We start from the raw sequence: 24558 nt of genomic DNA, 5'->3' as shown, positions 1-24558 counted from the left end.
TTTTTAGAAATAAATCGACCGAAAAGGAGATAGAAAAATGACTACATTCGTAACGGAATGGGAAAAGCAATTGGAGTTGTACCCAGAAGAATATCGTAAAGCATATCGCCGTGTGAAAAGAGCGAGCGAAGTTTTATTACGCGAACCAGAACCACAAGTTGGTTTAACACCGAAAGAAGTTATTTGGACGAAGAATAAAACGAAGCTGTATCGTTACATTCCAAAACAAGAAAAAACACAGAGAGTTCCAATCCTATTAATATACGCGCTTATTAATAAACCGTATATTATGGATTTAACTCCAGGAAATAGTTTAGTGGAATATTTAGTAGATCGTGGTTTTGATGTGTATATGCTTGATTGGGGCACATTTGGTTTAGAAGATAGTCATTTGAAATTTGATGATTTCGTGTTTGATTATATTGCAAAAGCAGTGAAGAAAGTAATGAGAACTGCGAAATCGGACGAGATTTCTTTACTTGGTTATTGCATGGGTGGAACGCTAACTTCTATTTATGCAGCACTTCATCCGCACATGCCAATTCGCAACTTAATCTTTATGACAAGTCCTTTTGATTTCTCTGAAACAGGATTATACGGTCCTTTATTAGATGAGAAATACTTCAATTTAGATAAAGCGGTTGATACATTCGGAAATATTCCGCCAGAAATGATTGATTTCGGAAATAAGATGTTAAAACCAATTACAAACTTTGTAGGTCCATATGTTGCTTTACTCGATCGTTCAGAAAATGAGCGCTTCGTCGAAAGCTGGAAATTAGTTCAAAAGTGGGTTGGTGACGGTATTCCATTCCCAGGTGAATCGTATAGACAATGGATTCGTGATTTTTATCAAAATAATAAATTAGTGAAAGGTGAACTCGTTATTCGCGGACAAAAGGTAGACCTTGCAAATATTAAGGCGAATGTCTTAAATATTTCTGCGAAACGTGATCATATCGCCCTGCCCTGCCAAGTAGAAGCTTTGCTAGATCATATTTCTAGCACAGATAAACAATATGTATGTTTACCAACGGGACATATGTCGATCGTTTACGGTGGAACAGCGGTAAAACAAACATATCCGACGGTTGGAAATTGGCTGGAGGAGCGTTCTAATTAAAAATAAAAAATCCAACTAGCGTATGTTAGTTGGATTTTTTTATGGGAAATAACAAAAGATAGAAAGGAGAAATTTATATTTTAGGAGTATAATTATGAAACTTATGACTGGTAAGTTGTTTTGGAATACAGGAGTTTCTATACCTTGTTATCCATCATTAGAAAATGATATGATATGTGATGTGCTTGTAGTCGGAAGCGGAGAAGCAGGTGCTCATATAGCTTATTCGTTAGCGAAAATTGGAATGCGTGTTACGCTCATTGAAAAACGAGCAATCGCATGTGGTAGCACAGCTGCTAATACAGGTTTACTACAATTTCTTCATGATAAACCGCTAACCTCACTTATCCATACATTTGGTGAAAAAAAAGGGGTACGAGCATATAAGCTATGTTACGAAGCGTTACGAACAATGGAGCAAGTTGTACCGACTCTCGATATTGATCCCCAGTTTATTCCGCGAAGTAGTTTGTATTATGCAAGTAGAAATGAGGATGTATCGTTTTTACAAGAAGAATATAATACGTTACGCCATTATGGATTCCCGGTTGAATATTTTACCGATTCACATATGAAGAAGAAGTATTCATTTATAAAACAAGCAGCGTTATATACGCATGGTGATGCCGAAGTGAATCCGTATTTATTAGCGCATAGCCTTTTGCATAAAGCAAATCAAATGGGAGCTACTATACTTGAGCATACAGAGGCCATACATATAAAAAAACGCCAAAATGATTTAATTTGTTACACGAAAACAGGAAATCAAATTGTAGCAAAGAATATTATTATGGCGACAGGATATGAAGCACTTTTCGGAAAGAAAGAAAAAAATACAACAGTGGAAACATCATATGCAGTGGTGACAAATAAGGTAGATTCATTTGAAGGCTGGCATGAACAATCATTAATTTGGGAAACAGCACGGCCTTACTTATATTTTCGAACGTATCAAAACCGTATTATTGTAGGCGGATTAGATGAAGCGATGAAAATTCAAACAATCGGTGATACGAAATTATTGCATAAGCGTGATATCCTTATTAACATTGTAAAAGAGATGTTCCCGCAGTATAAGAATATACAGGCAGAGTACTATTGGGCGGCAGCATTTGGCGGTAGTCATGATGGTCTCCCTATTTTAAAAGAAGACAAAGAGATACATAATTTATTTTACGCATTGCCGTATGGAGGTAATGGAACTGTGTATGGAATGGTATTTGCCAAATTATTTGAGCAGTTATTTACAAATAAAGAAAGTGAAGATTTTTCTTTATTTAATCGATAGAAAAAAAGGTAGCGAAGTGATGGAATGAGAGATATAAAAAAGTTTTTACAAAAATTACGTCCTGTACAACTTATTGTTTTGTTTTATTTATTAGCAGTAGTTGTATCGGTGATATTGCTTAGTTTCCCGTTTGTTACGAAGGCTGGTGTGAAATGGACATTTATCGATGCCCTCTTTACATCTGTTAGTGCGGTAAGTGTTACGGGACTGTCTGTTGTTACAATTTCAGATACATTTACTACGGCAGGAATTATTATGTTAGCCCTTATTTTACAATTAGGCGGCTTAGGAATTATGGCACTTGGTACATTTGTTTGGATTATAACGGGGAAAAAAATCGGTTTGCAGAGAAGAAGACTCATTATGGCAGACCATAATCAAGGGAATTTATCAGGCCTTGTAGAATTGATGCGTTCTATTTTAATTGTAATTATTTCGATAGAACTTATTGGAGCAATACTATTAGGTACAAGATTTCTACTTTATTTTCCAACTTGGCAAGAAGCTTATTTCCACGGTTTCTTTGCCGCTGTTAGTGCAACTACGAACGGAGGATTTGATTTAACTGGACAATCACTAATTCCGTACAAAAAAGATTATATTGTGCAAATGATTCATATGTTACTTATTATTTTAGGAGCGATTGGCTTCCCGGTGTTAATGGAAGTAAAGCAATTCTTTAGTAAAAGGAGACAGCAACTATTCCGCTTTTCGTTGTTTACAAAATTGACGACAACGACATTTTTTGCACTCGTTATCGTTGGAACAATTATGATTTTTCTACTAGAGCGAAATCAGTTTTTAGCAGGAAAGTCATGGCATGAAACAGTTTTTTATACATTATTCCAATCTGTGACGACGCGAAGTGGTGGACTGGCTACAATGGATATACGTGAATTGTCACAACCGACGCTTTTATTTATGAGTATATTAATGTTTATAGGGGCATCTCCAAGTTCGGTTGGGGGCGGAATACGTACAACAACATTTGCTGTTAGTATATTATCGTTATACACTTTTGCAAGAGGCGGGAGAACAGTTAGAGTCTTCAAACGTCAGCTACATGAAGAGGACGTGCTGAAAGCATCTGTCGTTATGACGATGGGGATTTTATTATGTGCCACAGCACTCTTTATTTTATCTATTACGGAAAATGTACCGCTTATGAGTTTAATTGTTGAAGTGTGTTCTGCTTTCGGGACGACAGGGCTATCGACAGGTATTACGCCAGATTTAACAACTGTTGGTAAACTTGTACTCATTGTACTTATGTTTATTGGGCGTGTCGGTATTTTAACATTTATACTGGCTAGTGGGGGAAGAGAACAGCCACCTCGCTATAAATACCCGAAAGAGAGAATTATTATTGGATAGTATGAAACCATTCTACCTATGTTAGGTAGAATGGTTTTTTAGTCGTTAATGCCAAATTGCGGATGCATAAAAGCGTCATTCTTATTATCCACTTCTTTTTTTAGCAACTCTTGATTTTCTTCTGAAATCCACCCAATATCATTTGTAGGATGAATCCATTCTTCTCCAGCCATAATGGCAGGGTCTACTTCATCACTCCAATTGTGAAGTGGACTATTCTCGGAATCATATTTACTGTCTCCGATTACGACGTCATATTGATTTATGAAAGGTTGTTGCATCTTCTTTCCTGTTCCTTTAAAAGATGGGAAATTCATTTGATGCGGGAGCGTTTCATCTAAAATTGGTGACTGAACTTTATCTTTCTTCTTCAAAATAATCGCTCCTTTTATAATACTTTCTTCATAGGTAGTATTTCCATCTAGTGGCTCTTATGTACTTGTTAACACTTGCCAGTAATAATTATTTAATGTTGCTTCAAACTAGAGTAGAAAGTGAATTCTTGAAAGCAGGTGAATGTATTGGTAAAAAGAAAAGTGAAACAAAATGCGGCAATCAACAATAATAAAACTCCGAAAGAAAGCTTACCAGATGCAGAATTTGCATTAGAGTATGAAGGAGAAAATAGCGCGAAGTATGCAAATCGTAATTCAAAAAAAGGTAAACAAAAATGAGGCGTTTTTTACAAACGCCTCATTTTTTTGTGGGATTATAAAGGTTTTTTTAATTATTTGTAAATTTAGTGTTCATTATTGGCAGAAAAATGCGAAAAAACATAGAAGTAGCAACGTATTACACAAAAACAAACAACAAACAAAAGATTAATGTTGGTTTAATACTGCTTTTACACTAGTTGTTTATATTGGAGTTGTACATAAGATTTATAAAAGGAGAGAGAGACAGTGAAAAAAACAATCTTTAAAGCTGTAGCAACTGGAATGGTATTTTCGTTATTAATGGGTTGTGGTGCAAAGAAAGAAGAAAGTGCTGGGGCAAAAGTAAAGGATGATAAATTATCTGGATCATTAACTGTTTACACAGCGATTGAAGAAGAACTTGTACCAATTTATCTTGATTCTTTTAAACAGAAGTATCCAGATGTGAAACTGAACATTGTTCGTGATTCAACTGGAGTTATTACAGCGAAATTGCTAGCTGAAGGAAAAAATACACAAGCAGATGTTGTATGGGGAACAGCAGCGTCTAGTCTATTAGCTTTAGATAAAAAAGATATGTTAAAAGGTTACTCTCCAAAAGGAGCAGATCGTGTTCTTACGCAATTTAAAGATGATAAGCAACCAGAAAAATGGGTAGGTAATACGGCATTTATGACGGGGATTGCTATAAATAAAGAAGAATTAAAGAAGAAAAATTTACCGATGCCAGAATCATACGAAGACTTAACGAAACCAGAATATAAAGGAACGCTTATTATGCCACATCCAGCTTCTTCTGGAACAGGATTTTTAACAGTTTCTGCATGGTTACAAATTATGGGTGAAGATAAAGGCTGGGATTACATGAAAAAACTTCATGATAATATGGCAACTTATACTCATTCAGGTTCAAAACCGGCGAAATTAGCAGGCGCAGGTGAATATCCAGTTGGCGTATCAATGGTTTATAGTGCTTTGAAAGAGAAACAAAAAGGTGCACCAGTTGAAGTTGTATTGCCGAAAGAAGGATTAGGTTGGGAAGTAGAAGCGAACGCACTTATTAAAAAAGATAATGCAAAAAATGAAAAATTAGCGCAAGCATTTTTAGATTGGGCAATTACTGATGATGTAATGAAGTTATACTTTGAGAAAAATGGATTCGCGACAATAAAAAATGATTATAAACTTCCAGATGGATTCCCTAAAGATGTGACAGAAAAGTTATACAAAAAGAATGACTTTAAATGGGCAGCAGAAAATCGCGACAAAATTTTAGAAAAATGGGAAAAAGAGTTTGGCCAAAAAGCAGAACCGAAAAAGTAAGTGAGTGGGAGAGAGAAAAAATGAGCGAATATTTATCAATTCAACACATTCAAAAACAGTTTGATGCATTTACAGCGTTAAAAGATATTTCTTTTACTGTGAAAAAAAATGAGTTTGTATGTTTATTAGGCCCAAGTGGTTGTGGGAAAACAACATTGCTTCGAATTTTAGCAGGGCTAGAAGAGGCAACAACAGGTAGTATAGCTGTGGATGGAAAAGATATTACAGCATTACCTCCTGGAAAGAGGAATTTCGGAATGGTGTTTCAATCGTATGCGTTATTTCCGAATTTAACAGCACTTGAAAACATTGAATACGGCTTAAAGACAAAAAAATATGGAAAAGCAGAAGTAAAAGAGAAAGCGCTAGAGGCGTTAGAACTTGTAGATTTGCTGAATGTAAAAGATAAATATCCTGCTCAAATGTCTGGTGGACAACAGCAGCGAGTAGCACTTGCACGTGCGCTCGCTCTGTCTCCGGATATTTTGTTACTCGATGAGCCATTATCTGCTTTAGATGCAAAAGTGCGTGAAAAGTTACGTAGAGAAATGCGTGATTTGCAAGAAAAAGTAGGAGTAACAACTATTATGGTTACGCATGATCAAGAAGAGGCATTAACGATGGCCGATAAAATTGTTGTAATGAATCATGCGGAAATTATGCAGATTGGCACACCAGAGGAGATTTATCAAAGACCAGCCAATCCATTTGTGGCAGATTTTATTGGTTCTATTAATTTCTTTTCGAAAAACAATGAAGAACATGCAATTCGTCCTGAGCATGTAACAGTTGTACAAAAGGATGGTATTAAAACGGTTGTGGAAAGCATGGAATTTCGCGGATCTGTATATCGGACGGAAGTGCGGGTCGTAGAAGAAAAAACACATCTTTATAACGAGAAAATTGTAGTGGATATATTGGCATCAGAAGTAGAAGCAACCGCAATTAGAAAAGGAAAGCCGATTCAAATCTCTTTCTCAGAAAATCATATGTTGTCATATGGAAAGAAGGTCATTGTATAGATGGAGATGTTAGAAGATTTCAAGGTAGAAAGTACGAAAAAAAAGATTAAGAGACGTATCGGTAAAGAAGAGTGGATACAAAGACTATTAATTATTGGTATGCTTCTCGCGTTTTTGATCATGCTTGTATTACCTTTATTACAATTGTTTACACAAGCTTTTTATGATAAAGATGGAGCTTTCATTGGTGTTGCGAATTTCAGTAAATATTTCACAACACCAACGCTAGTTCAATCATTACAAAATACGATATGGATTTCGGGCGCGACAACAATTATTGCAGTGACACTCGCTTTCGCTTACGCCTATGCGATCGCTCGTACGAATGTGTTTGGAAAGCGTGTATTCCAATATATTGCGTTGTTACCATTATTCGCACCAACGATGATGCATGGTATCGCACTTACATATTTATTTGGTAATCAAGGGTTAGTAACGAAAGGAATGTTTGGTTTGTTTGAAGGGATACAAATCCCTTTATATGGACCAGTAGGAATTGTAATGGCTGAAGTCATGTATACATTTCCGCAAGCATTTCTTATATTATTAATTGCTTTTCAAGGCTCTGATTATCGTTTATATGAAGCTTCTAATATGTTAGGAGCGAGTAAAACAAAGCAATTTTTCACTGTTACTTTACCTAGTGTAAAGTACGGATTAATTAGTGCGATGTTCGTTGTGTTTACACTTAGTTTCACTGATTTTGGGGCACCAAAAATTGTTGGTGGGCAATATAATGTACTTGCTACGGACGTATATAAGCAAGTAATTGGGCAGCAAAATATGCCGATGGGTGCAACTGTCGGAATGATTTTATTAATCCCAGCTATATTTGCCTTTGCAGTTGATCGCATTACGCAAAGAAAGCAGGCGAATCTCTTATCTTCCAAATCAGTACCTTACAGAATAATAAATAATAAGAAACGAGATGTTATTTCATTCGTATATTGTAGCGTAGTAACGCTTATGATCATTCTATTATTTGTGGCAGTTGGTATTGCTGCAAGTGTGAAAGTATGGCCATATAATATGGGCTTTACATTTGAGCATTTTAATTTTTCCAGTTTAACAGGAGATGGACTGGAAGCATTTAAAAATAGCGTAATTGTTTCAGCAATTACTGCGGTTATTGGAGCGGTTTTAACATTTATGTTCGCTTATGCGATTGAGAAAATAGATCAGCTACAATTTTTCCGAAAAGCAGGTTACTTTTTCTCTATCGTCCCTTTAGCGATACCAGGTTTAGTACTTGGGTTAGGCTACGTCTTCTTCTTTAGTCAACCAACAATACAAATCTTTGGACTTTCCGTAACGAACCCGTTCCATTCTCTATACGGAACAATTGCTGTGCTAGTACTAGTCAATATCATTCATTTTTATTCGGTAACATTTGTTACGGCAACGACAGCTTTAAAGAAATTAGATCGAGAGTTTGAACTTGTTTCACAGTCGATGGGGATACCGTTTTATAAAACATTCTTTCGAGTTACGGTACCGATGTGTTTACCAGCCATTTTAGAAATGGTAATGTACTACTTCGTAAATTCAATGGTAACCGTCTCAGCAGTTGTATTCCTGTATGCAGCTGATTTTAAACTAGCTGCCGTATCAATTGTAAATATGGATGATGCAGGAAATGTAGCACCAGCAGCTGCAATGAGTGTACTTATTGTTGTTACAAATATTGTAGTGAGAGTTGTATATGAATGGGGAACGAAAGCACTTCGTAACCGAACGTCACAATGGCAAAAAAGATAAATAAGAAGGGTGATGGATTGAATGAAAGTAGAAGCAGTTATTTTTGATTGGGCAGGTACAACAGTTGATTACGGATGTTTTGCACCACTGGAAGTATTTATGGAGATTTTCCATAAACGCGGTGTTGCAATTACTGCAGAAGAAGCCCGTAAGCCAATGGGATTATTGAAAATTGATCATGTTAGGGCATTAACAGAGATGCCTCGTATTGCGAGTGAGTGGAATCGTATTTTCGGACAATTACCAACAGAAGCAGACATTCAGGAGATGTATGAAGAATTCGAAAAGATTCTCTTCGCTATTTTACCGCGCTATGCGTCGCCGATTAATGGAGTAAAAGAAGTGATTGCTTCTTTACGTGAAAGAGGAATTAAAATTGGTTCAACGACTGGTTATACGAGAGAAATGATGGACATTGTAGCAAAAGAAGCAGCACTACAAGGGTATAAACCTGATTTTCTTGTAACACCAGATGATGTTCCAGCAGGTCGTCCGTATCCGTGGATGTGCTATAAAAATGCGATGGAGCTTGGTGTATATCCAATGAATCATATGATAAAAGTTGGAGACACGGTATCAGATATGAAAGAGGGAAGAAATGCTGGTATGTGGACAGTAGGTGTAATTCTCGGCAGTAGCGAACTCGGCTTAACTGAAGAGGAAGTGGAGAATATGGATCCGGTAGAACTTCGTGAAAAAATAGAAGTAGTTCGCAATCGTTTCGTTGAAAATGGGGCGCACTTTACGATAGAAACGATGCAGGAACTCGAAACCGTAATGGAACATATCGAGAAACAAGAACTTATTATTTCATAAAAGGGGAATAGGATCATGACTGAAAATCACTATTTATTATTAACGCCTGGACCATTAACAACAACCAAAACAGTAAAAGAAGTTATGTTATACGATTGGTGTACGTGGGATGATGAATATAACACAATGGTACAAGAGGTAAGAGCTAAGCTTGTATCGTTAGCAACGAAGGAAGAAGAGACATATACAACTGTTCTCATGCAAGGAAGCGGTACGTTTTCAGTTGAAGCAGTGATTGGATCTGTCGTTCCTAAAGATGGAAAGCTGCTCGTATGTACAAATGGTGCGTATGGTAAGCGAATTGTACAAATGGCAGAGATGTTACATATAGATGTGGTGGTCAGTCAAACAGAAGAGTGGGAGCCTACTAATATTGCAGAAGTAGAAAAGATATTGCAACGAGATAAAGAGATTACACATATTGCAGTTGTTCATTGTGAAACAACAACAGGTATTATCAATCCAATTGTAGATGTATGTAAATTAGGGAAGCAATACGGAAAAGTAACACTGGTTGATGCAATGAGTAGTTTTGGTGGTATTGAAATAGATATCGCTGAGTTGCAAATTGACTTTCTAATTAGTAGTGCGAATAAATGTATTCAAGGGGTTCCTGGATTCGGCTTTGTTATTGCAAAGCGCGATGAATTGGTGAAATGTAAAGGGCAGGCACGTTCATTATCATTAGACTTATTTGATCAGTGGGAAACGATGGAAAATCAAAATGGGAAATGGCGTTTTACGTCACCTACACATGTTGTACACGCTTTTTATCAAGCACTACTTGAATTAGAAAAAGAGGGCGGAGTAGAAGCGCGTTACAATCGATATTATAACAATCAAAAAATATTAGTGAATAGAATGAGAGAAATCGGATTTAAGCCACTAGTAGATGAAAAATATCAATCGCCTATTATTACATCCTTCATTTATCCAGAAGAGGGGTTCGATTTTGGGCAGTTATATAATGAATTAAAGTGTGATGGGTTTGTTATTTATCCAGGTAAAATTTCAAAAGTAGATACATTCCGCATTGGAAATATCGGTGATGTACATGAGGCAGATATCAATCGCTTAGTTTATAGTATCGCTAAAGGAGTTGTTATAGGTTGAAAGTATTTTGTTTAGGTGGAGCAGGTAAAATTTGTCGTGAAGCAATTTTAGATTTAGTGCAATTTTCATCTTTTGAGGTGATTACAGTAGCTGATTTTAATGAAGAAGAGGGCCTGAAAGTAGTAGAATGGCTCAACGATCCTCGTGTTGATTTTGTGAAAGTAGATGTAACGAATCACGAGGATACGGTTGCAAAAATGAAAGGTTATGACATTGTAATGGATGGTACGACAATTAAGTTAAATGGATTGTCTACTCGATGTATTGCAGAAGCAGGTTGTCACGGTGTGAATTTGAATGGGTTTGGTGAAGAAAATGAATCTCATTCTATATTTGCTCAAAATGAAAAAACATGTTTACCTGGTTTTGGTATGACGCCAGGTGTAACGCAAATGATGGCAATGCATGCAGCAAATCAGCTAGATACTGTAGAGTTAGTACGTGTAAGTCATGGCTCGTACCGTCCAATTGCTTTTTCTGCATCCATTACAGAAACAACGACATATGAATATGATCCACATTTACCATCGCGTACAGTATATGAAGATGGTGAATTTAAGCAAGTACCTCCTTTTGCGCGTCCAAGAGAAATTGAATTACCGGCGCCTTATGGTAAGGCAACGCAGTATATAATACCGCATTCTGAAACGATTACGTTAGCAAAAGCACTAGAACATAAAGGCGTCAAACTGATAGAGACGAGAGGAACTTGGCCAAAGAAAAATATGCAGCTCGTACGTGCTTTATATGATTATGGTATATTGCGTAATGATCGGGTTGACATAAATGGGAAAGAAATTGGCATTATGGATTGTATTTCGAAGTATTTATTGCAATCAAAAGAAGGACAAGAAACAGAAATTTACGGTTATGCACTTCATGTAGAAGTAATAGGTATGAAAAATAATGAGAAACAAAGGCACGTATTATATCATACACACCCGTTATCTGATGGTTCTGTTGTAGGATGGGAAAAATTAAGAGCTTATACGAGAAACGTCGGTATTCCATTTGGGATTGCTACAGAGTTAATCGCAAAAGGGAATGTAAATAAAGTTGGTGTTGTGACACCTGAGGAAGCTTTTGTAAATCCACAAATTATTTTTGATGAACTAAAAAAGCGTGGTATTCATATTCATGAAAAAGTTTTCACTGAAAAAGAAAGTTATAACTTTGTATAAGTAAGGCAGTTTATGAGGTAGAAATCAATGGGGTGAAGCTATGTCTGTAGTAGGTGAAGAAAGAAAGCGAACCATTCTTGAGAAGGTAGAGTTTAAAGGGAAAGTAAAAGTTTCAGAGTTAGCAAGAGAGTTTGCTGTATCAACAGAGACGATTCGTCGTTATTTAGAAGAATTGGATCGTGAAAAGAAGTTGAAGAAAGTGTATGGTGGAGCAGTCCAACTTCCGGGAGCTGGAATAGAGGCACCAATGTTAGAACGAGAGATGCTGCATATAGAAGAGAAGAAGAGAATTGGGTATAAAGCAGCAACGTTTGTGGAAGATGGAGATGTGATTGCGATTGATGATGGAAGTACACCACTTCAAATGGTGCCATATCTTGTTCATCGTAAAAATTTAACGATTGTAACAAGTTCATTTCCAGTAGCTACACAATTAATTTCTTCTATTAATAAAAAGATGTTTCACGGTGAAGTTTTATTTATTGGTGGAAAAGTATCTCCAAAGCATTCACGTGTGTCAGGTTCTATTTCGCAGCAAGTAATCCAGCAATTTCATTTTCATAAAGCATTCGTTTCGATTGATGGATTGTTACCTGGTTTTGGGGTTTCTAGTTTTGAATTAGAAAAGGCGAAACTGTCAGAAGCGATGCTGAAATTAGCGGAGAAAACATATATTTTATGTGATCATACAAAAGTAGGGGTAAAAGGAAATTACCGAATAGCAGCATTTTCCCGTATTCAACATGTAATTTGTGATAAGAAAATGCCCTATAGTTTTGAAGAGGAAGTTAAAAATCATAATATTCAATGGACAATTTGCTAAATAAATTGAACTCCCACCTATTTTTGAGGTGGGAGTTTTACTGTCCGCAAATAGCGGGATAAAAGATTTGTATGTATGCAAAAAGTGGACACATTTTCTCATCTCTTTCATATAATTTACCAATACAAAAAAAGTTGGTCGAAGGAAAGAAGGGAGAAGCATGTCAGAACGGATATATAATAAACTTGTATTGTATGCAAATATTTTGCAAAAAATTGGTTTTATTAATGAAAAAGAAAAAAGTGAAATTCTTCATACGCTAGGTAAAAAGGCCCTTTGATTAAAGGGTTTTTTATTTTTTATCTTTGGAAATATAAACTTAATGTAATATTACCATTGACAATGATAATGATATTCATTATCATTTTTGTAGACAATTGATAACGTTTATCAATTGTGAAAATTATATATGATAGGGGATATTATTTTGAAAAAAAGTTATATTAAGGCGCTAGTAGTAGCCACAACATTAGCAATTCCATTTGCTACATACTCTACTCCAGCATTAGCAGCACTAAAAGCTGAAGCAAACCAGTCGGTGGCAGCAGCTAGTGAACGTACATACGATACTGAGATTAAAATATATAAGGATCAAAAAGATGAGCCATCTATGGTTTCTCAGTACATAAAAAATCCTAAAGTAGCAATTGAAGATGGGAAAAAAATCGTTACTGTAACAATACAAGATAGCGATTATTTTCAATATCTTAGAATAGAGGATAAAAACCAACCTGGTGTATTTCAAGATGTGAAAGTTTTATCAGAAGATAAGAGGAAAAATGGAACGAAAGTAGTCCAATTTGAAATTGGCGAATTTGAGAAGAAGCATAATATGCAAATGCATATACTTATTCCGGCCATCGGATATGATCACAAATATCAAGTTCAATTTGAAATTAAAGATCCAACTGTAGGTGACAAAGAAACAGAGAGACCAGATGATAACTCTAATTCAGGCAATACGGAAACGGATCATCCAGTTGATAGTCAAAATATGATAACAGATAACAAATTAAGAGAACTTGTTAATAAAAAAGTATTTAATAGAAAAGATTTAAATACACCAATTACGAAAGAGGAGTTATTACAAGTAAAGGACTTGTTTTTAAACACGAATGAGATTCTTGATTATAGTGCATTAAAATATATGCCAAATTTAAAATCTTTAACAGTTGCGAATGCGAAGATAACAGATCCATCGTTCTTTGCGAATTTAAAGCAATTAAATCATTTAGCTTTGCGTGGTAATGAATTTTCAGATGTAACACCACTTGTTAAGATGGATAATTTAGCATCTCTTGATCTGAGTAATAATAAAATTACAAACGTTGCACCACTCATTGAAATGAAAAATGTAAAAAGTTTATATCTATCAGGCAACCAAATAGAAGACGTAACAGCATTAGCGAAAATGGAACAACTAGATTACTTGAATTTAGCAAATAATAAAATTACGAATGTTGCTCCATTAAGCGCGTTGAAAAATGTAACATACTTAACTTTAGCAGGTAATCAAATTGAAGATATTAAACCGTTATATTCATTACCTTTAAAAGATTTAGTACTAACACGTAATAAAGTTAAAAATTTATCGGGTATTGATCAAATGAATCAATTAAATAAATTATTTATCGGTAAAAATCAAATTGAAGATGTGACACCACTTGCTAAAATGACTCAGCTTACAGAATTAGATTTACCTAATAATGAGTTAAAGGATATTACTCCATTATCAAATCTAGTAAACTTACAAAAACTTGATTTAGAAGCAAATTATATTTCAGACTTATCGCCAGTTAGTAAGTTGAATAAGTTAGTATATTTAAGTTTTGTTGCAAATGAAATCCGCGATGTTAGACCAGTAATAGAACTAAGTAAGAAGGCTTATATCAATGTTCAAAATCAAAAAGTCTTTTTAGAGGATACAGAAGTAAATAAAGAAGTGAAAGTACCTATATACGAAAAAGACGGTGAAGTATCTACAAAAATCCGTCTGAAGAGTGAAGGTGGTACGTATAGTAATGGTGTAGTGAAATGGAGTACACCAGGTGAGAAAGTATATGAATTTGGAGTGAAAGATCCATTTGCAGATACAGGTATTTTCTTCACTGGTTCTGTGATTCAAAAGGTTGTAAATGAAAAAGTAGCTGAAGAAGTAATAGAGTTTAAAGATGTACCAAAGGGCCATTGGTCAGAGAAAGCAATTAATCATTTAGCGAAAGAAAAATTATTTGTAGGTTATGGAAATGGGGAATTTGGATTTGGTGACAATATTACGCGTGGTCAAGTAGCAGTTTTAATACAAAAGTACTTGAAGTTGGAGCGTAATCTGGAAGAAAAAATTAAGTTTATAGATACGAAAGGAAATGCGTATGAAGGGGCTATTGAGTCAGTTGCACAAGCCGGTATTATGACTGGATACGATAATGGTCAGTTCCGTCCAGATGGAGTATTAACTCGATATGAAATGTCAGTAGTATTACAAAAAGTATTTCAGTTAAAGGGAAATGAAAAGAGTGTAGAGAGCTTTACTGATGTGCCAAAAGGTCATTGGGCAGAAGGATATGTGAAAGCTTTAGCGGATAATAATATATCAAAAGGTGATGGAAAAGGAAACTTTTTAGGTGATGATTTCGTAACACGTGAACAATATGCACAGTTTTTATATAATGCAATAAAGAAATAAAAGATGAGAAAATACGTTATTCTTTGATTTAAAAAGAATAACGTATTTTTTATGTACAAAATGAAATAGGGAATAGACAGAATTATAGATATATGAAGGGCCCATTTTAAAGAAGAGCTGTGAAACTATATTGACAAAAAGGCGTTCTCATGTGATAATTCAATTAAATTTTTAGAATAATCAAAAAATACTCCTTTTACATAGAAAGGATTCGAACATTATATAAATATTATGCCGGGGGTGACGAAATGTTATTTTTTCTAAAGAAATGGAATGAATTAAAAGATGTGAAATCTGAATTGGCACTTCGTGATTGGTTTTATGGTACAAAAATTAGTTTATCACTCTGTACGTCAAAAGAGCCGTTAACTTTTTTAGTAAACGTTGAGGGAAGAGATAAAGGGTTATTTTCAGAAGAAGACTTTATTGTTGTTAATTGTATGTGTGAGCCAGTATTTGAAAATGAAGAAAAACCAGCTGTAGAATCGTTTATGCATGCGGATATTTATAAAAAAAGTAGTGCAGAATGTATTTTACAAGTGCAGACTGTAGATAGCCATTTAATATCAGAGTTATATGGAGAAGAAGGGGACGTAACATTCGATAAACGTAGCGTGGAACGTGTTTTTGGAAAAGAAGGTATAACAGAAATGACAATTCCCATTGTAGAAGATGAGAAAAAATTCGCTGATTTATTAGAAAATAATGTACCGAATTTTATTGAAGGTGGAGGAGTAGTTCTTGTTCATAATTATGGCATGATTGTGTGGGGGAAAACTCCAGAAGAAGCGAAAAAATGGCTAGAGGGTATAGAATATTTAATGAATTACCATGTAAAGTTGTTAATGATAAAAGGTGCAAAGAGCTCTGTTATATAAAATGTTTGTGACGTCGTTACAAGTCAATAAAAAAATGAAAGCGTTTTAAAAATAATTTCACTCATAAAATATAGGTCTCCTTATTATATATAGATTACATGTTGACATGTAAGGAGGAACATATTTTGCGAGTTAAATATCATTTTCTGCCAAAACAGCAAGTAACATTTTGCAAAATGAACGATTCAGGTGAAGAGGCTTTGCGCATTATGAATGAAACGGGATTTCGAGCAATCCCTGTATTAGCAGAAGATGAAAAGAAATTTATAGGGATTATTTATAAAGTAGATCTTTTAGAAAAGAAGTGTAATAGCGGATTAGAGAAATTAAGTACGGAACATATGCTGGGAGATTCCTCTGCATTTATTTTTGAAAAGGATTCTTTTTTTAGAGCATTTTATGTTATTCGTCGACTTCCATTTTTAGCTGTGCTAAATGACTATAATGAATTTGTCGGTATCTTAACGCATTCCAATATATTTGATGTTATTGAAGATTCATTCGGTATGCGGACGGGTGGTTATATATTAACAATTGCAACACAAGATTGTAAGGGAACGATTAAAGAACTTGGGACATTGTTGAAAGCATTTAATATCGGTGGATTATTTACGCTAGATAACGGTGATCAATATATTCGCCGCGTTATCGTAAATATAGCAGATGAGTTAAATGAAAAAAGATTAAAGCAATTAATCGAAAAAATAGAGAAAAAAGGATTCAGGGTGAGTCATGTAGATTATATTTAAGGTGAAAAGGAAAGGGACCAATTTGCTATATGCAGATTGGTCCCTTTTTTAGTGTGAGTAATGAATCTTATTTTGAAACAGGAGGCGGAGATAACGCTAAATCAGATAAAAAAATAAAATCTGCATGTTCGCGAATTTTAGGAATAGAAGTTTCTATAACACGTGATGTAATTTCACCTGGAGGTCCAACGTGTCCAATAGCAACCATAATCGGTTTTTCTTGAAGTTTTTTAATGAGTAATTGGGCTTGTTTTGAAATATGGGCCGCTGTATACACATCATCAAAAAATAATTGATTTTCAATAATGGGCACTCCTAATTCTTTCCCGATTTTTGGGACAACACTCTTAGGATTTGTTTTGCTATCTAAATAAAATAAACCGTGTTTTTTACAAGCTGCAAGTATAAGTCGTACAATTCTTTCGTCCGCGGTCACTTTTGATCCCATATGATTGTTCATGCCAATTGCATGTGGCACTTCTTGAATCGCTTGTTCGAGTCGGTTAGTTATTTCTTCGTCGCTTAAATCAGTTGTAATTGCTTTTGGTCCAAGCCATTCTTTTTTACCTTTAATAGGTTCCATTGGCATATGTATAATAACTTCGTGCCCTTTCTTATGAGCAGCTATCGCATCTTCCTTTGTGGAAGGGAGAAAAGGCATAACGGCAACAGTCAGTGGAATAGGAAGTGATAACATTTTATCAGTCCCCTTCATATTATTGCCGAAGTCATCAATGACAATAGCGACTTTGTTTGTATGTGCCTTTGCTTGAACAGGAAACAAGAAGGATGGTAAGAACATAGTAAATATAAGCAATGCAATCGTATATTTGCGCATATAAATATTTCCTTTCTATTTTATCCCGCTATTTGCGAGCAGTGAGGAAATAGCGGGATAAAATCCCCAATGATTAAATTTCACTTTATCAATCATCATTATGTTTTGCGTTTTTATATAAATTAAACAAAAAATGTCGAAGAAAAGTATATGGAAAATAGAAAATCCGCTATTTAATTGGTATTTGTAAAAAAAGAAGATGAAAAAAATGTCTATTATTGCGAATGTATTTACAAAGATAGAATAATTTGTAATAATTCTCAAAGTGAGGGTAAAGATTTGTAAATTACAGGGAGAAAATGTTAAATTTTCTGATTCTTCAAATTCAAATATGATTAAGTAGTTAAAAGGCCAATGGAGAAGTAAAGTTGAGAGCATGGAAGTATAATAAGGGGGATATGAATGTTTACTGTAAAAAGGAAGTACACATTAGAAAAGCTTTCACGTGATATTCATATGAAACGTGAAGAAATGATTCAATTAGGTTTAACAAGTGGGTTAAATAGTATGGAGACAATTCAAGTGAGTCAAGAATTGGACAAGCTTATTTTACAGTACCAGCGTTATAAAGAAAAACAAACACCAAAATGGTTATCAATTATAAAGGTACCTATTTTTCAAATTGGATATGAAGGGAAATCAAGTAATTTTTGGCGAATGCTTGTGGCTGGTTTTATGAAATAAGTATAATTACCCTTTTGGGATAAGGATAATTATACTAGGTGTAACGGAATTTCGATATGAACTGTCGTTCCTTCGTTTTCTATACTATCAATAAAAATATGCCCATTGTACATCTCTACAATTCGTTTACATATGACAAGTCCAAGACCGGTTCCAGTATCTTTATTAGTAAAGAACGGATGAAAGAGGTGTTTTTGAATATGTTTTGGAATCCCTTTTCCAGTATCTGTAATTTTCAATTGTGCGTGTGTTTCATTGTTTGTTACGGAAATGGTCAGTGTGTCACCAGAATTCATGGCTTCAATTGCATTTTTTGTAATGTTTAAAACCACTTGTTTCATATGGTCTTTTGAGCAACGGATATGAACAGGATGGTCTGGCAAATGTAAATGGAACACAATGTTATGTAGATTCGCCTCAGATTGAATAATTAATGCTACCTCATTTAGAATGGTTCTCACATCATATGTTTGTTCAATGATAGCAGTTGGCTTTCCAAGAATAAGAAATTCGCTTACAATTTCATTAATCCGTTCTATTTCTTGTTCGATGACGGAAAAATAAAACTGATCTTGTTCATCTTTATATTTCTCTTTTAATAGAGCGACGAGCCCTTTAATTCCGGTAAGAGGATTACGGATTTCGTGGGCTGTACTAGCTGCAAAAGTTCCAACCAATTCAATTTTTTGTAGTTCATTTTGTTGTCTTTCCAGTTTTGTTTGACGTTTTAACAACATATATTGAGCAAGTAAAAATAAAATAGACATTAAAAATAAAGTAGCTATACACTCTATTGCAACCCACTGATATAAAGTTTTTTGATGGATAGGCAATGGAGAAACAGAGACCTTCCAATTTAATCTTTTGAGTGGGGTAGTAAGCATATTAGAATGCGCATCACTTGTTTCGTTATTATCATCGGTGAGAAAAACTACATCATGTTTATCAGTTACTTCAAAATGGTATTGTGGCTTAATGGCATTTAAAGATGATGAAATGTAGTCAAAGCGTAAACTTGCTAACAATAAGCCTGAGATTTCCTTCTGTTTATTGAAAATGGGAGAAGCAATCATAATAGCTTGATGTCCAAGAACACGATCTGTAATGACTGATGATACAGTTGTTTTCTTCGTTTGCAATACGTCTTGAATATATTTACGATCTGAGACATCAACAGGTGGTCGGTCGCCTTCGGATGCGATTGTAATGATGCCTTCTGGTGTAGCGTAATATAAACCAGAAAAACGTGCATCGTTTCCATCTGTATCATGTACAATTTGTTTAACTCCATTTATATTTCCAGTCTCGGTTCCTATGACCTTTGAGAGCATTTCTAATGCGGAAATTGCTTCACCAAGGTGATGATCTAAATAGTCTCTATATAAAAAGAGAACCGTGTGAGCAGATAGTTTGTTTTCCTGTTTCATTTTATACGAATGATATGAATAAAATGTAGCACCAATTCCTATTGTTGGTAGGATAACAAGTAATATATATAAAACTATGCTGTGGAATTTGACTTTCAAATTTGGTACTCCTTCTTTTTTATTATCATTATATATAAACTATGTTAAAATTGTCATGTTTTTATTCAAGAATCATTCATAATATATTTGGGGAGAGGAAATGAATGAGTGAATACTCATTCGGAATTTACATGAAGTACTAAGTTGTTTTTTCTTTTTATTACTGAGAATTTAAGTGAAGGGTTGAAAGTTGTATGACATCAAATAATGAACGAGAAGATATTTCTCAATCTTTAAAAGTATTTATTGCATTATCTCGTGTACATCGATCTGTTATGGATACTACAAATAAATCTATACAAAGTAACGGGTTAAATCCAACTGAATTTGCTGTATTAGAACTGCTATATCATAAAGGCGGTCAACCACTTCAGCAAATTGGTGAGCGTATTTTAATAGCTAGTGGCAGCATTACATATGTTGTAGATAAGCTAGAGAAAAAGGGACTAGTAAAGAGAATTCCGTGCCCGAATGACAGACGTGTTATTTATGCACAACTAACTGAATCTGGAGAGAGCTTTATTGCTTCTATTTTTCCAGGGCATGAGCAAGTTATACATCAGTCTTTTGAAATGTTAACGAAAGAGGAAAAGGATGAATTACTTGATCTATTAAAAAAGATTGGAAAATATGAAAAATAATAGTATGTTCCAAAAGAGCTTTGGATAAAGAAATCCAAGGCTCTTTTGTTTACATGTAATTATGACAGCATCTGCCGTATTTTGTTGAAGAATAAGAGGAGATTTGTACGTAAGCATTGAATTATATAAGGATGCACATAATGGAGAGGAGGCTCGTTCATGTCATTTAAAGACTATGAATATAAACGGCCAAATATTGAAGAATTAAAAGAAAAGTTTACTGTTGCTTTAGAGAAGTTTGATAACGTAAAAACGGTAGAAGAACAAAAACAAGTCATCAATTCAATTAATGAAATTCGCAACGACTTCGGTACAATGGGGAATCTTTGTTACATTCGTCATTCTGTTGATACGACAGATGCTTTTTATAAGGAAGAGCAAGATTTCTTTGATGAATTCTCTCCAGTTGTACAAGGATATGGTACAAAGTATTATAATGCGTTAATTAATTCTCCATTCCGTGAAGAATTAGAAGCGTATTATGGAAAGCAATTATTTGCTTTAGCGGAGTGTGATTTAAAAACATACTCTGATGAAGTTGTGAAAGATTTACAATTAGAGAATAAATTGTCTTCACAATATACGCAGTTATTGGCATCTGCAAAAATTGACTTTGCAGGAGAAGAAAGAACGTTATCACAGCTTATTCCATTTATGCAAGGGAAAGAAAGAAGTGAACGTAAAGTAGCAAGTGAAGCATATTACGGATTTTTAGCTGAGAATGAGAAAGAGTTAGATCGTATTTATGATGAGCTTGTTAAAGTGAGAACGAAAATCGCCAAATCTTTAGGTTTCAAAAACTTTGTTGAACTTGGATATGCAAGAATGTACCGTACAGATTATAATGCGGAAATGGTCGCGAATTATCGTCAGCAAGTACTTGATTATATCGTTCCCGTTACAACGGAATTAAGAAAACGACAACAAGCACGTATCGGTGTAGAGAAGTTAGCATATTACGACGAAAACTTTGAGTTTGCTACTGGTAATCCAACTCCAAAAGGAGATGCGGATTGGATTGTTAATCATGGGAAAACGATGTATAAAGAGTTATCGGCTGAAACGGATGAATTTTTCAATTTCATGCTAGATAATGATTTATTAGATTTAGTTGCGAAAAAAGGAAAAGCTGGTGGCGGATATTGTACATATATTGAGAATTATAAAGCGCCATTTATTTTCTCAAACTTCAACGGAACATCTGGCGACATTGATGTCTTAACACATGAAGCTGGTCATGCTTTCCAAGTATATGAAAGTCGTAAGTTTGAAATTCCAGAATACAATTGGCCAACGTATGAAGCATGTGAAATTCATTCTATGAGTATGGAATTCTTTACATGGCCATGGATGAAGTCATTCTTTGAAGAAGATGCAGATAAATATTATTTCTCTCACTTAAGTTCAGCACTTCTGTTTTTACCGTATGGTGTATCTGTTGACGAATATCAACATTATGTATATGAAAATCCAGAAGCATCACCAGAAGAGCGTAAGACAGCATGGCGTAATATAGAGAAAAAGTATTTGCCGCATCGTGATTATGAAGATAATGATTATTTAGAGCGCGGTGGATTCTGGCAACGTCAAGGTCATATTTATAGCTCGCCGTTCTATTATATCGACTACACATTAGCACAAATTTGCGCACTGCAATTTTGGAAACGTGCAAGAGATAATAGACAAGAGGCATGGGAAGATTATGTGAATCTGTGTCAACAAGGTGGAAGTAAATCATTCTTGGAATTAGTAGAAGTTGCAAATTTAACATCACCATTTGCTGAAGGTTGTGTGAAAAGTGTCATTACAGAAATTGAAGCGTGGCTACATGCGATTGACGACACAAAATTGTAAAAAACATGCGCTTTTTTTCACATGTTTAACATCGACATAACGAGAAAATGATGAGATAATAAAAGAAAATTCAGAATAATAAAGAGGTGTTTCTAATAAGGAGCACCTCTTTTCACCAACAAAAAGGGGGGAAAGAAGTATGCTTCAATCTAATATGGATGTGAGTTTAGAAAGTTTGGTGAACTCATTACAGTCTACTCGAAGCACGCTATTATCAGAAATTGAAATGTTAAATGATACAGAAGTGAATGTAAAGCCACGCCGTGATAAATGGAGTATTATTCAAATTTTGCATCACTTGCATTTAGTTGAACAATCAGTTACATCTGCCCTTGTATATGCTTTACAAAAAAATGAAAGAAACACGACTCCATTTAAAGACCTCCAACTTACGCTTGATCGCACACATAAACGAGAAGCTCCTCAGCAAATGGAACCAACAGAAACTTTAATGAAAAAACAGCAAGGAATTCAATTACTAGAGCATTCACGACAAGAACTATTACACGCGCTTCATAGTGTGATAGATGAAAAAGATTTATTTGAAAATGGATTAAAGCATCCTATTTTTAATGATTTGAATTTGTATCAGTGGGTTCAATTTCTTGATTTGCATGAACAAAGACATCTTACGCAGTTAAAAGAGGCGAAACACGCAATTTTGCAACGATAATCAGAAGGAAGTGGGAGACCACTTCTTTTTTGATGCGTGCATAGTTTTCTTTCTTATTTTGGAATACTACATGGAGAAAGAACAGAAGGAGTTGAAAAGTATGTCCAAGAAAAAGAAAGAAGAAGAGCGCGCGTGGAAAGCACGTAAAGAAAATCAAAAACCACATGGTAAAGTGAAAGCCTTTGCTGAATTAGTTGAAGGAACAGAAAAAACGTGATGAGTATTTCATCACGTTTTTTGTATGAGTGGAAAAGTTAATAAGAAGGTTGTACCTGTACCTTTTTCGCTTATAATATCAATTTTTCCGTTCATAGCTTGAATAACACTGAATACGACCATCATTCCAAGACCAGTTCCTTTTTCTTTCGTTGAGTAGAAAGGGGATCCAAGGCGTTTTACTTGTTCTTGATCCATACCAACTCCTGTATCCTTTATATATAACTGAATATGCTTATGATCAGGAACTAATGAGAAATAAAGATCACCGCCTTTTGGCATGGCCTCAATGCAGTTTTTTAAAATATTTAACAAGCATTGATTTAGTTTTTGTTTTTCTCCCGCGATAAAAAAAGAAGTGCTTTGCTTTATATAATGAGTACGCACATTTGCTAAATTAGCAAGAGGTGTAATTAACGCTAATGCGTGTAGTAGTTCTTCTTCTAACTGTAATGTTTGTTCTTTTTCAATACTTGGTTTTGCAAAGGTTAAATAATCTGTAAGAACGTGATTTGCTTGTTCGATTCCGTTAATGGCTATGTCGATATATAATTTTCGCTCTTGCTCAGTGCATGTATCTGACTGCAAAAGTTGTAAAAATCCTTTTGTTGAAGTTAATGGATTACGAATCTCATGAGAAATGGACGCTGCCATTTCTCCAATTAAATGAAACTTTTCAGCATTCATAAGTTCGTTTTGAAGACGAACTTGAGTTTGTAATATGTGTAGTAAATATAAAATAAGTATCGTACCAAGTATCGTACATAACTCATACACAATAATATGTGGTATATAATCAGTCTTATTTGTAACCTTTGAAAGGAAGAAAGGTATCCAACTAAATCCGTATGTGAGACTGTAGATAATGGCAAGTGCTACTTTTATACGATTAGAAGTTCGATTGAAAACTTTATATGTAAATAGTAGGACAATAAATAGAAGGATAGAACCGATAAGCGATGGGAAAACACCTATTCCCCCTAATAAGAAGCGGTATATGTTTAATACAGTTAAGATGGAAGCACCAGCAATAGGGCCTCCTGTTAATGTACCGACAATTAATACGATATGGCGCATATCAAATTGAAATCCATAATTTGTTTTTGCTCCGAAAGTAATACATAGTATGGTAGCGAGGCAACATAATGCAATAAATATAGCTGAATTTAATTTAGGAGAACGTTTCCCTTTTTGATTCCAAAATAGATGGTATACGAGCATTGTAACAAGGATGAATAATATATTTAGAAAGAGATAAATAATAAAGGGTTTCAGTGGTGTGCCTCCTCTCTTCTCGCATTAAATTAATCATACTATAAAATGAGAGAAATGAAAT

The 24558-nt window shown here is 34.7% G+C and carries 23 protein-coding genes; 19 read left to right on the top strand and 4 right to left on the bottom strand.

Annotated features, from left to right (window positions below; all coding sequences use genetic code 11):
- Positions 1-37 precede the first annotated feature (37 nt).
- The 3 genes from phaC (at position 38) to FS802_RS07295 (ending at position 3785) form a co-directional block, all read left to right on the top strand.
- Positions 38-1123 (top strand): class III poly(R)-hydroxyalkanoic acid synthase subunit PhaC, encoded by a 1086-nt coding sequence (gene phaC, locus FS802_RS07305; RefSeq protein ID WP_000206842.1) that lies wholly within the window; start codon positions 38-40, stop codon positions 1121-1123.
- 94 nt (positions 1124-1217) lie between these two features.
- Complete coding sequence (locus FS802_RS07300; protein WP_064476734.1) at positions 1218-2411, top strand: NAD(P)/FAD-dependent oxidoreductase; 1194 nt, start codon at positions 1218-1220, stop codon at positions 2409-2411.
- A gap of 24 nt (positions 2412-2435) precedes the next feature.
- On the top strand, positions 2436-3785 hold the full coding sequence (locus tag FS802_RS07295) for a TrkH family potassium uptake protein (protein ID WP_001204688.1): 1350 nt from the start codon (positions 2436-2438) through the stop codon (positions 3783-3785).
- A 38-nt stretch (positions 3786-3823) separates the two neighbouring features.
- Here the strand turns inward: FS802_RS07295 and FS802_RS07290 are convergent, their stop codons facing one another.
- Positions 3824-4159 carry a DUF3905 domain-containing protein gene (locus FS802_RS07290; RefSeq protein WP_002096783.1) on the bottom strand — a complete coding sequence of 112 codons (336 nt, stop codon included), beginning with the start codon at positions 4157-4159 and terminating at the stop codon, positions 3824-3826.
- A 147-nt stretch (positions 4160-4306) separates the two neighbouring features.
- Between FS802_RS07290 and FS802_RS30995 the strand changes: the two genes are divergently transcribed.
- The 11 genes from FS802_RS30995 (at position 4307) to cbpA (ending at position 16790) form a co-directional block, all read left to right on the top strand.
- Complete coding sequence (locus FS802_RS30995) at positions 4307-4459, top strand: hypothetical protein (RefSeq protein WP_000240799.1); 153 nt, start codon at positions 4307-4309, stop codon at positions 4457-4459.
- Between the two features lie 228 nt (positions 4460-4687).
- Complete coding sequence (locus FS802_RS07280) at positions 4688-5764, top strand: putative 2-aminoethylphosphonate ABC transporter substrate-binding protein (RefSeq protein ID WP_000750911.1); 1077 nt, start codon at positions 4688-4690, stop codon at positions 5762-5764.
- Between the two features lie 20 nt (positions 5765-5784).
- Positions 5785-6786 carry a putative 2-aminoethylphosphonate ABC transporter ATP-binding protein gene (locus FS802_RS07275; protein WP_060489477.1) on the top strand — a complete coding sequence of 334 codons (1002 nt, stop codon included), beginning with the start codon at positions 5785-5787 and terminating at the stop codon, positions 6784-6786.
- Positions 6787-8544 (top strand): putative 2-aminoethylphosphonate ABC transporter permease subunit, encoded by a 1758-nt coding sequence (locus FS802_RS07270; protein ID WP_000425408.1) that lies wholly within the window; start codon positions 6787-6789, stop codon positions 8542-8544.
- A 21-nt stretch (positions 8545-8565) separates the two neighbouring features.
- Positions 8566-9360 carry a phosphonoacetaldehyde hydrolase gene (gene phnX, locus FS802_RS07265; protein ID WP_098653924.1) on the top strand — a complete coding sequence of 265 codons (795 nt, stop codon included), beginning with the start codon at positions 8566-8568 and terminating at the stop codon, positions 9358-9360.
- 15 nt (positions 9361-9375) lie between these two features.
- Positions 9376-10473: a 2-aminoethylphosphonate--pyruvate transaminase gene (phnW, locus tag FS802_RS07260; RefSeq protein WP_098720230.1), complete on the top strand. Its 1098-nt coding sequence runs from the start codon at positions 9376-9378 to the stop codon at positions 10471-10473.
- Entirely contained in the window at positions 10470-11654 is a 1185-nt protein-coding gene (locus FS802_RS07255) for a saccharopine dehydrogenase family protein (RefSeq protein ID WP_098653922.1), read from the top strand. Before phnW ends, FS802_RS07255 begins: the two co-directional genes overlap by 4 nt.
- A 40-nt stretch (positions 11655-11694) precedes the next feature.
- Entirely contained in the window at positions 11695-12477 is a 783-nt protein-coding gene (locus FS802_RS07250; protein WP_000117659.1) for a DeoR/GlpR family DNA-binding transcription regulator, read from the top strand.
- A 427-nt stretch (positions 12478-12904) separates the two neighbouring features.
- Positions 12905-15163 carry an NEAT domain-containing leucine-rich repeat protein gene (locus FS802_RS07245; RefSeq protein ID WP_098720229.1) on the top strand — a complete coding sequence of 753 codons (2259 nt, stop codon included), beginning with the start codon at positions 12905-12907 and terminating at the stop codon, positions 15161-15163.
- A 248-nt stretch (positions 15164-15411) separates the two neighbouring features.
- Positions 15412-16041: a class II aldolase/adducin family protein gene (locus FS802_RS07240; protein ID WP_098653920.1), complete on the top strand. Its 630-nt coding sequence runs from the start codon at positions 15412-15414 to the stop codon at positions 16039-16041.
- Between the two features lie 125 nt (positions 16042-16166).
- Positions 16167-16790, top strand: coding sequence for a cyclic di-AMP binding protein CbpA (cbpA, locus tag FS802_RS07235; RefSeq protein ID WP_048561434.1), 624 nt, complete (start codon positions 16167-16169; stop codon positions 16788-16790).
- 67 nt (positions 16791-16857) lie between these two features.
- On the opposite strand, the gene FS802_RS07230 is transcribed toward cbpA, so the two are convergent.
- Complete coding sequence (locus FS802_RS07230; protein WP_001234117.1) at positions 16858-17628, bottom strand: divergent polysaccharide deacetylase family protein; 771 nt, start codon at positions 17626-17628, stop codon at positions 16858-16860.
- A 402-nt stretch (positions 17629-18030) separates the two neighbouring features.
- Between FS802_RS07230 and FS802_RS07225 the strand changes: the two genes are divergently transcribed.
- Positions 18031-18312, top strand: a complete 282-nt coding sequence (locus tag FS802_RS07225) for an aspartyl-phosphate phosphatase Spo0E family protein (protein WP_000495533.1) — start codon at positions 18031-18033, stop codon at positions 18310-18312.
- A 29-nt stretch (positions 18313-18341) separates the two neighbouring features.
- On the opposite strand, the gene FS802_RS07220 is transcribed toward FS802_RS07225, so the two are convergent.
- The gene (locus FS802_RS07220; protein ID WP_098653919.1) at positions 18342-19838 is read right to left on the bottom strand and encodes a DUF3149 domain-containing protein; all 1497 of its coding nucleotides are present in this window, start codon (positions 19836-19838) and stop codon (positions 18342-18344) included.
- A gap of 194 nt (positions 19839-20032) precedes the next feature.
- On the opposite strand from FS802_RS07220, the gene FS802_RS07215 reads away from it, so the two are divergent.
- The 4 genes from FS802_RS07215 (at position 20033) to FS802_RS31320 (ending at position 23223) form a co-directional block, all read left to right on the top strand.
- The gene (locus FS802_RS07215; RefSeq protein ID WP_000203345.1) at positions 20033-20479 is read left to right on the top strand and encodes a MarR family winged helix-turn-helix transcriptional regulator; all 447 of its coding nucleotides are present in this window, start codon (positions 20033-20035) and stop codon (positions 20477-20479) included.
- Between the two features lie 159 nt (positions 20480-20638).
- Positions 20639-22333: a M3 family oligoendopeptidase gene (locus tag FS802_RS07210; RefSeq protein WP_098653918.1), complete on the top strand. Its 1695-nt coding sequence runs from the start codon at positions 20639-20641 to the stop codon at positions 22331-22333.
- A gap of 139 nt (positions 22334-22472) precedes the next feature.
- Positions 22473-23006 carry a DinB family protein gene (locus FS802_RS07205; protein ID WP_087984814.1) on the top strand — a complete coding sequence of 178 codons (534 nt, stop codon included), beginning with the start codon at positions 22473-22475 and terminating at the stop codon, positions 23004-23006.
- A gap of 100 nt (positions 23007-23106) precedes the next feature.
- A complete protein-coding gene (locus tag FS802_RS31320; RefSeq protein WP_000038254.1) occupies positions 23107-23223 on the top strand; it encodes a DUF6254 family protein in 117 nt (38 codons plus the stop codon).
- 11 nt (positions 23224-23234) lie between these two features.
- On the opposite strand, the gene kinB is transcribed toward FS802_RS31320, so the two are convergent.
- The gene (gene kinB, locus FS802_RS07195) at positions 23235-24443 is read right to left on the bottom strand and encodes a sporulation sensor histidine kinase KinB (RefSeq protein WP_002096779.1); all 1209 of its coding nucleotides are present in this window, start codon (positions 24441-24443) and stop codon (positions 23235-23237) included.
- Positions 24444-24558 lie beyond the last annotated feature (115 nt).

It is taken from the genome of Bacillus sp. DE0042 (assembly GCF_007680225.1).
Lineage (GTDB): Bacteria > Bacillota > Bacilli > Bacillales > Bacillaceae_G > Bacillus_A > Bacillus_A wiedmannii.
Note: the sequence above shows the minus strand (reverse complement) of the source record. Positions and strands in the feature narration are given on the sequence as shown.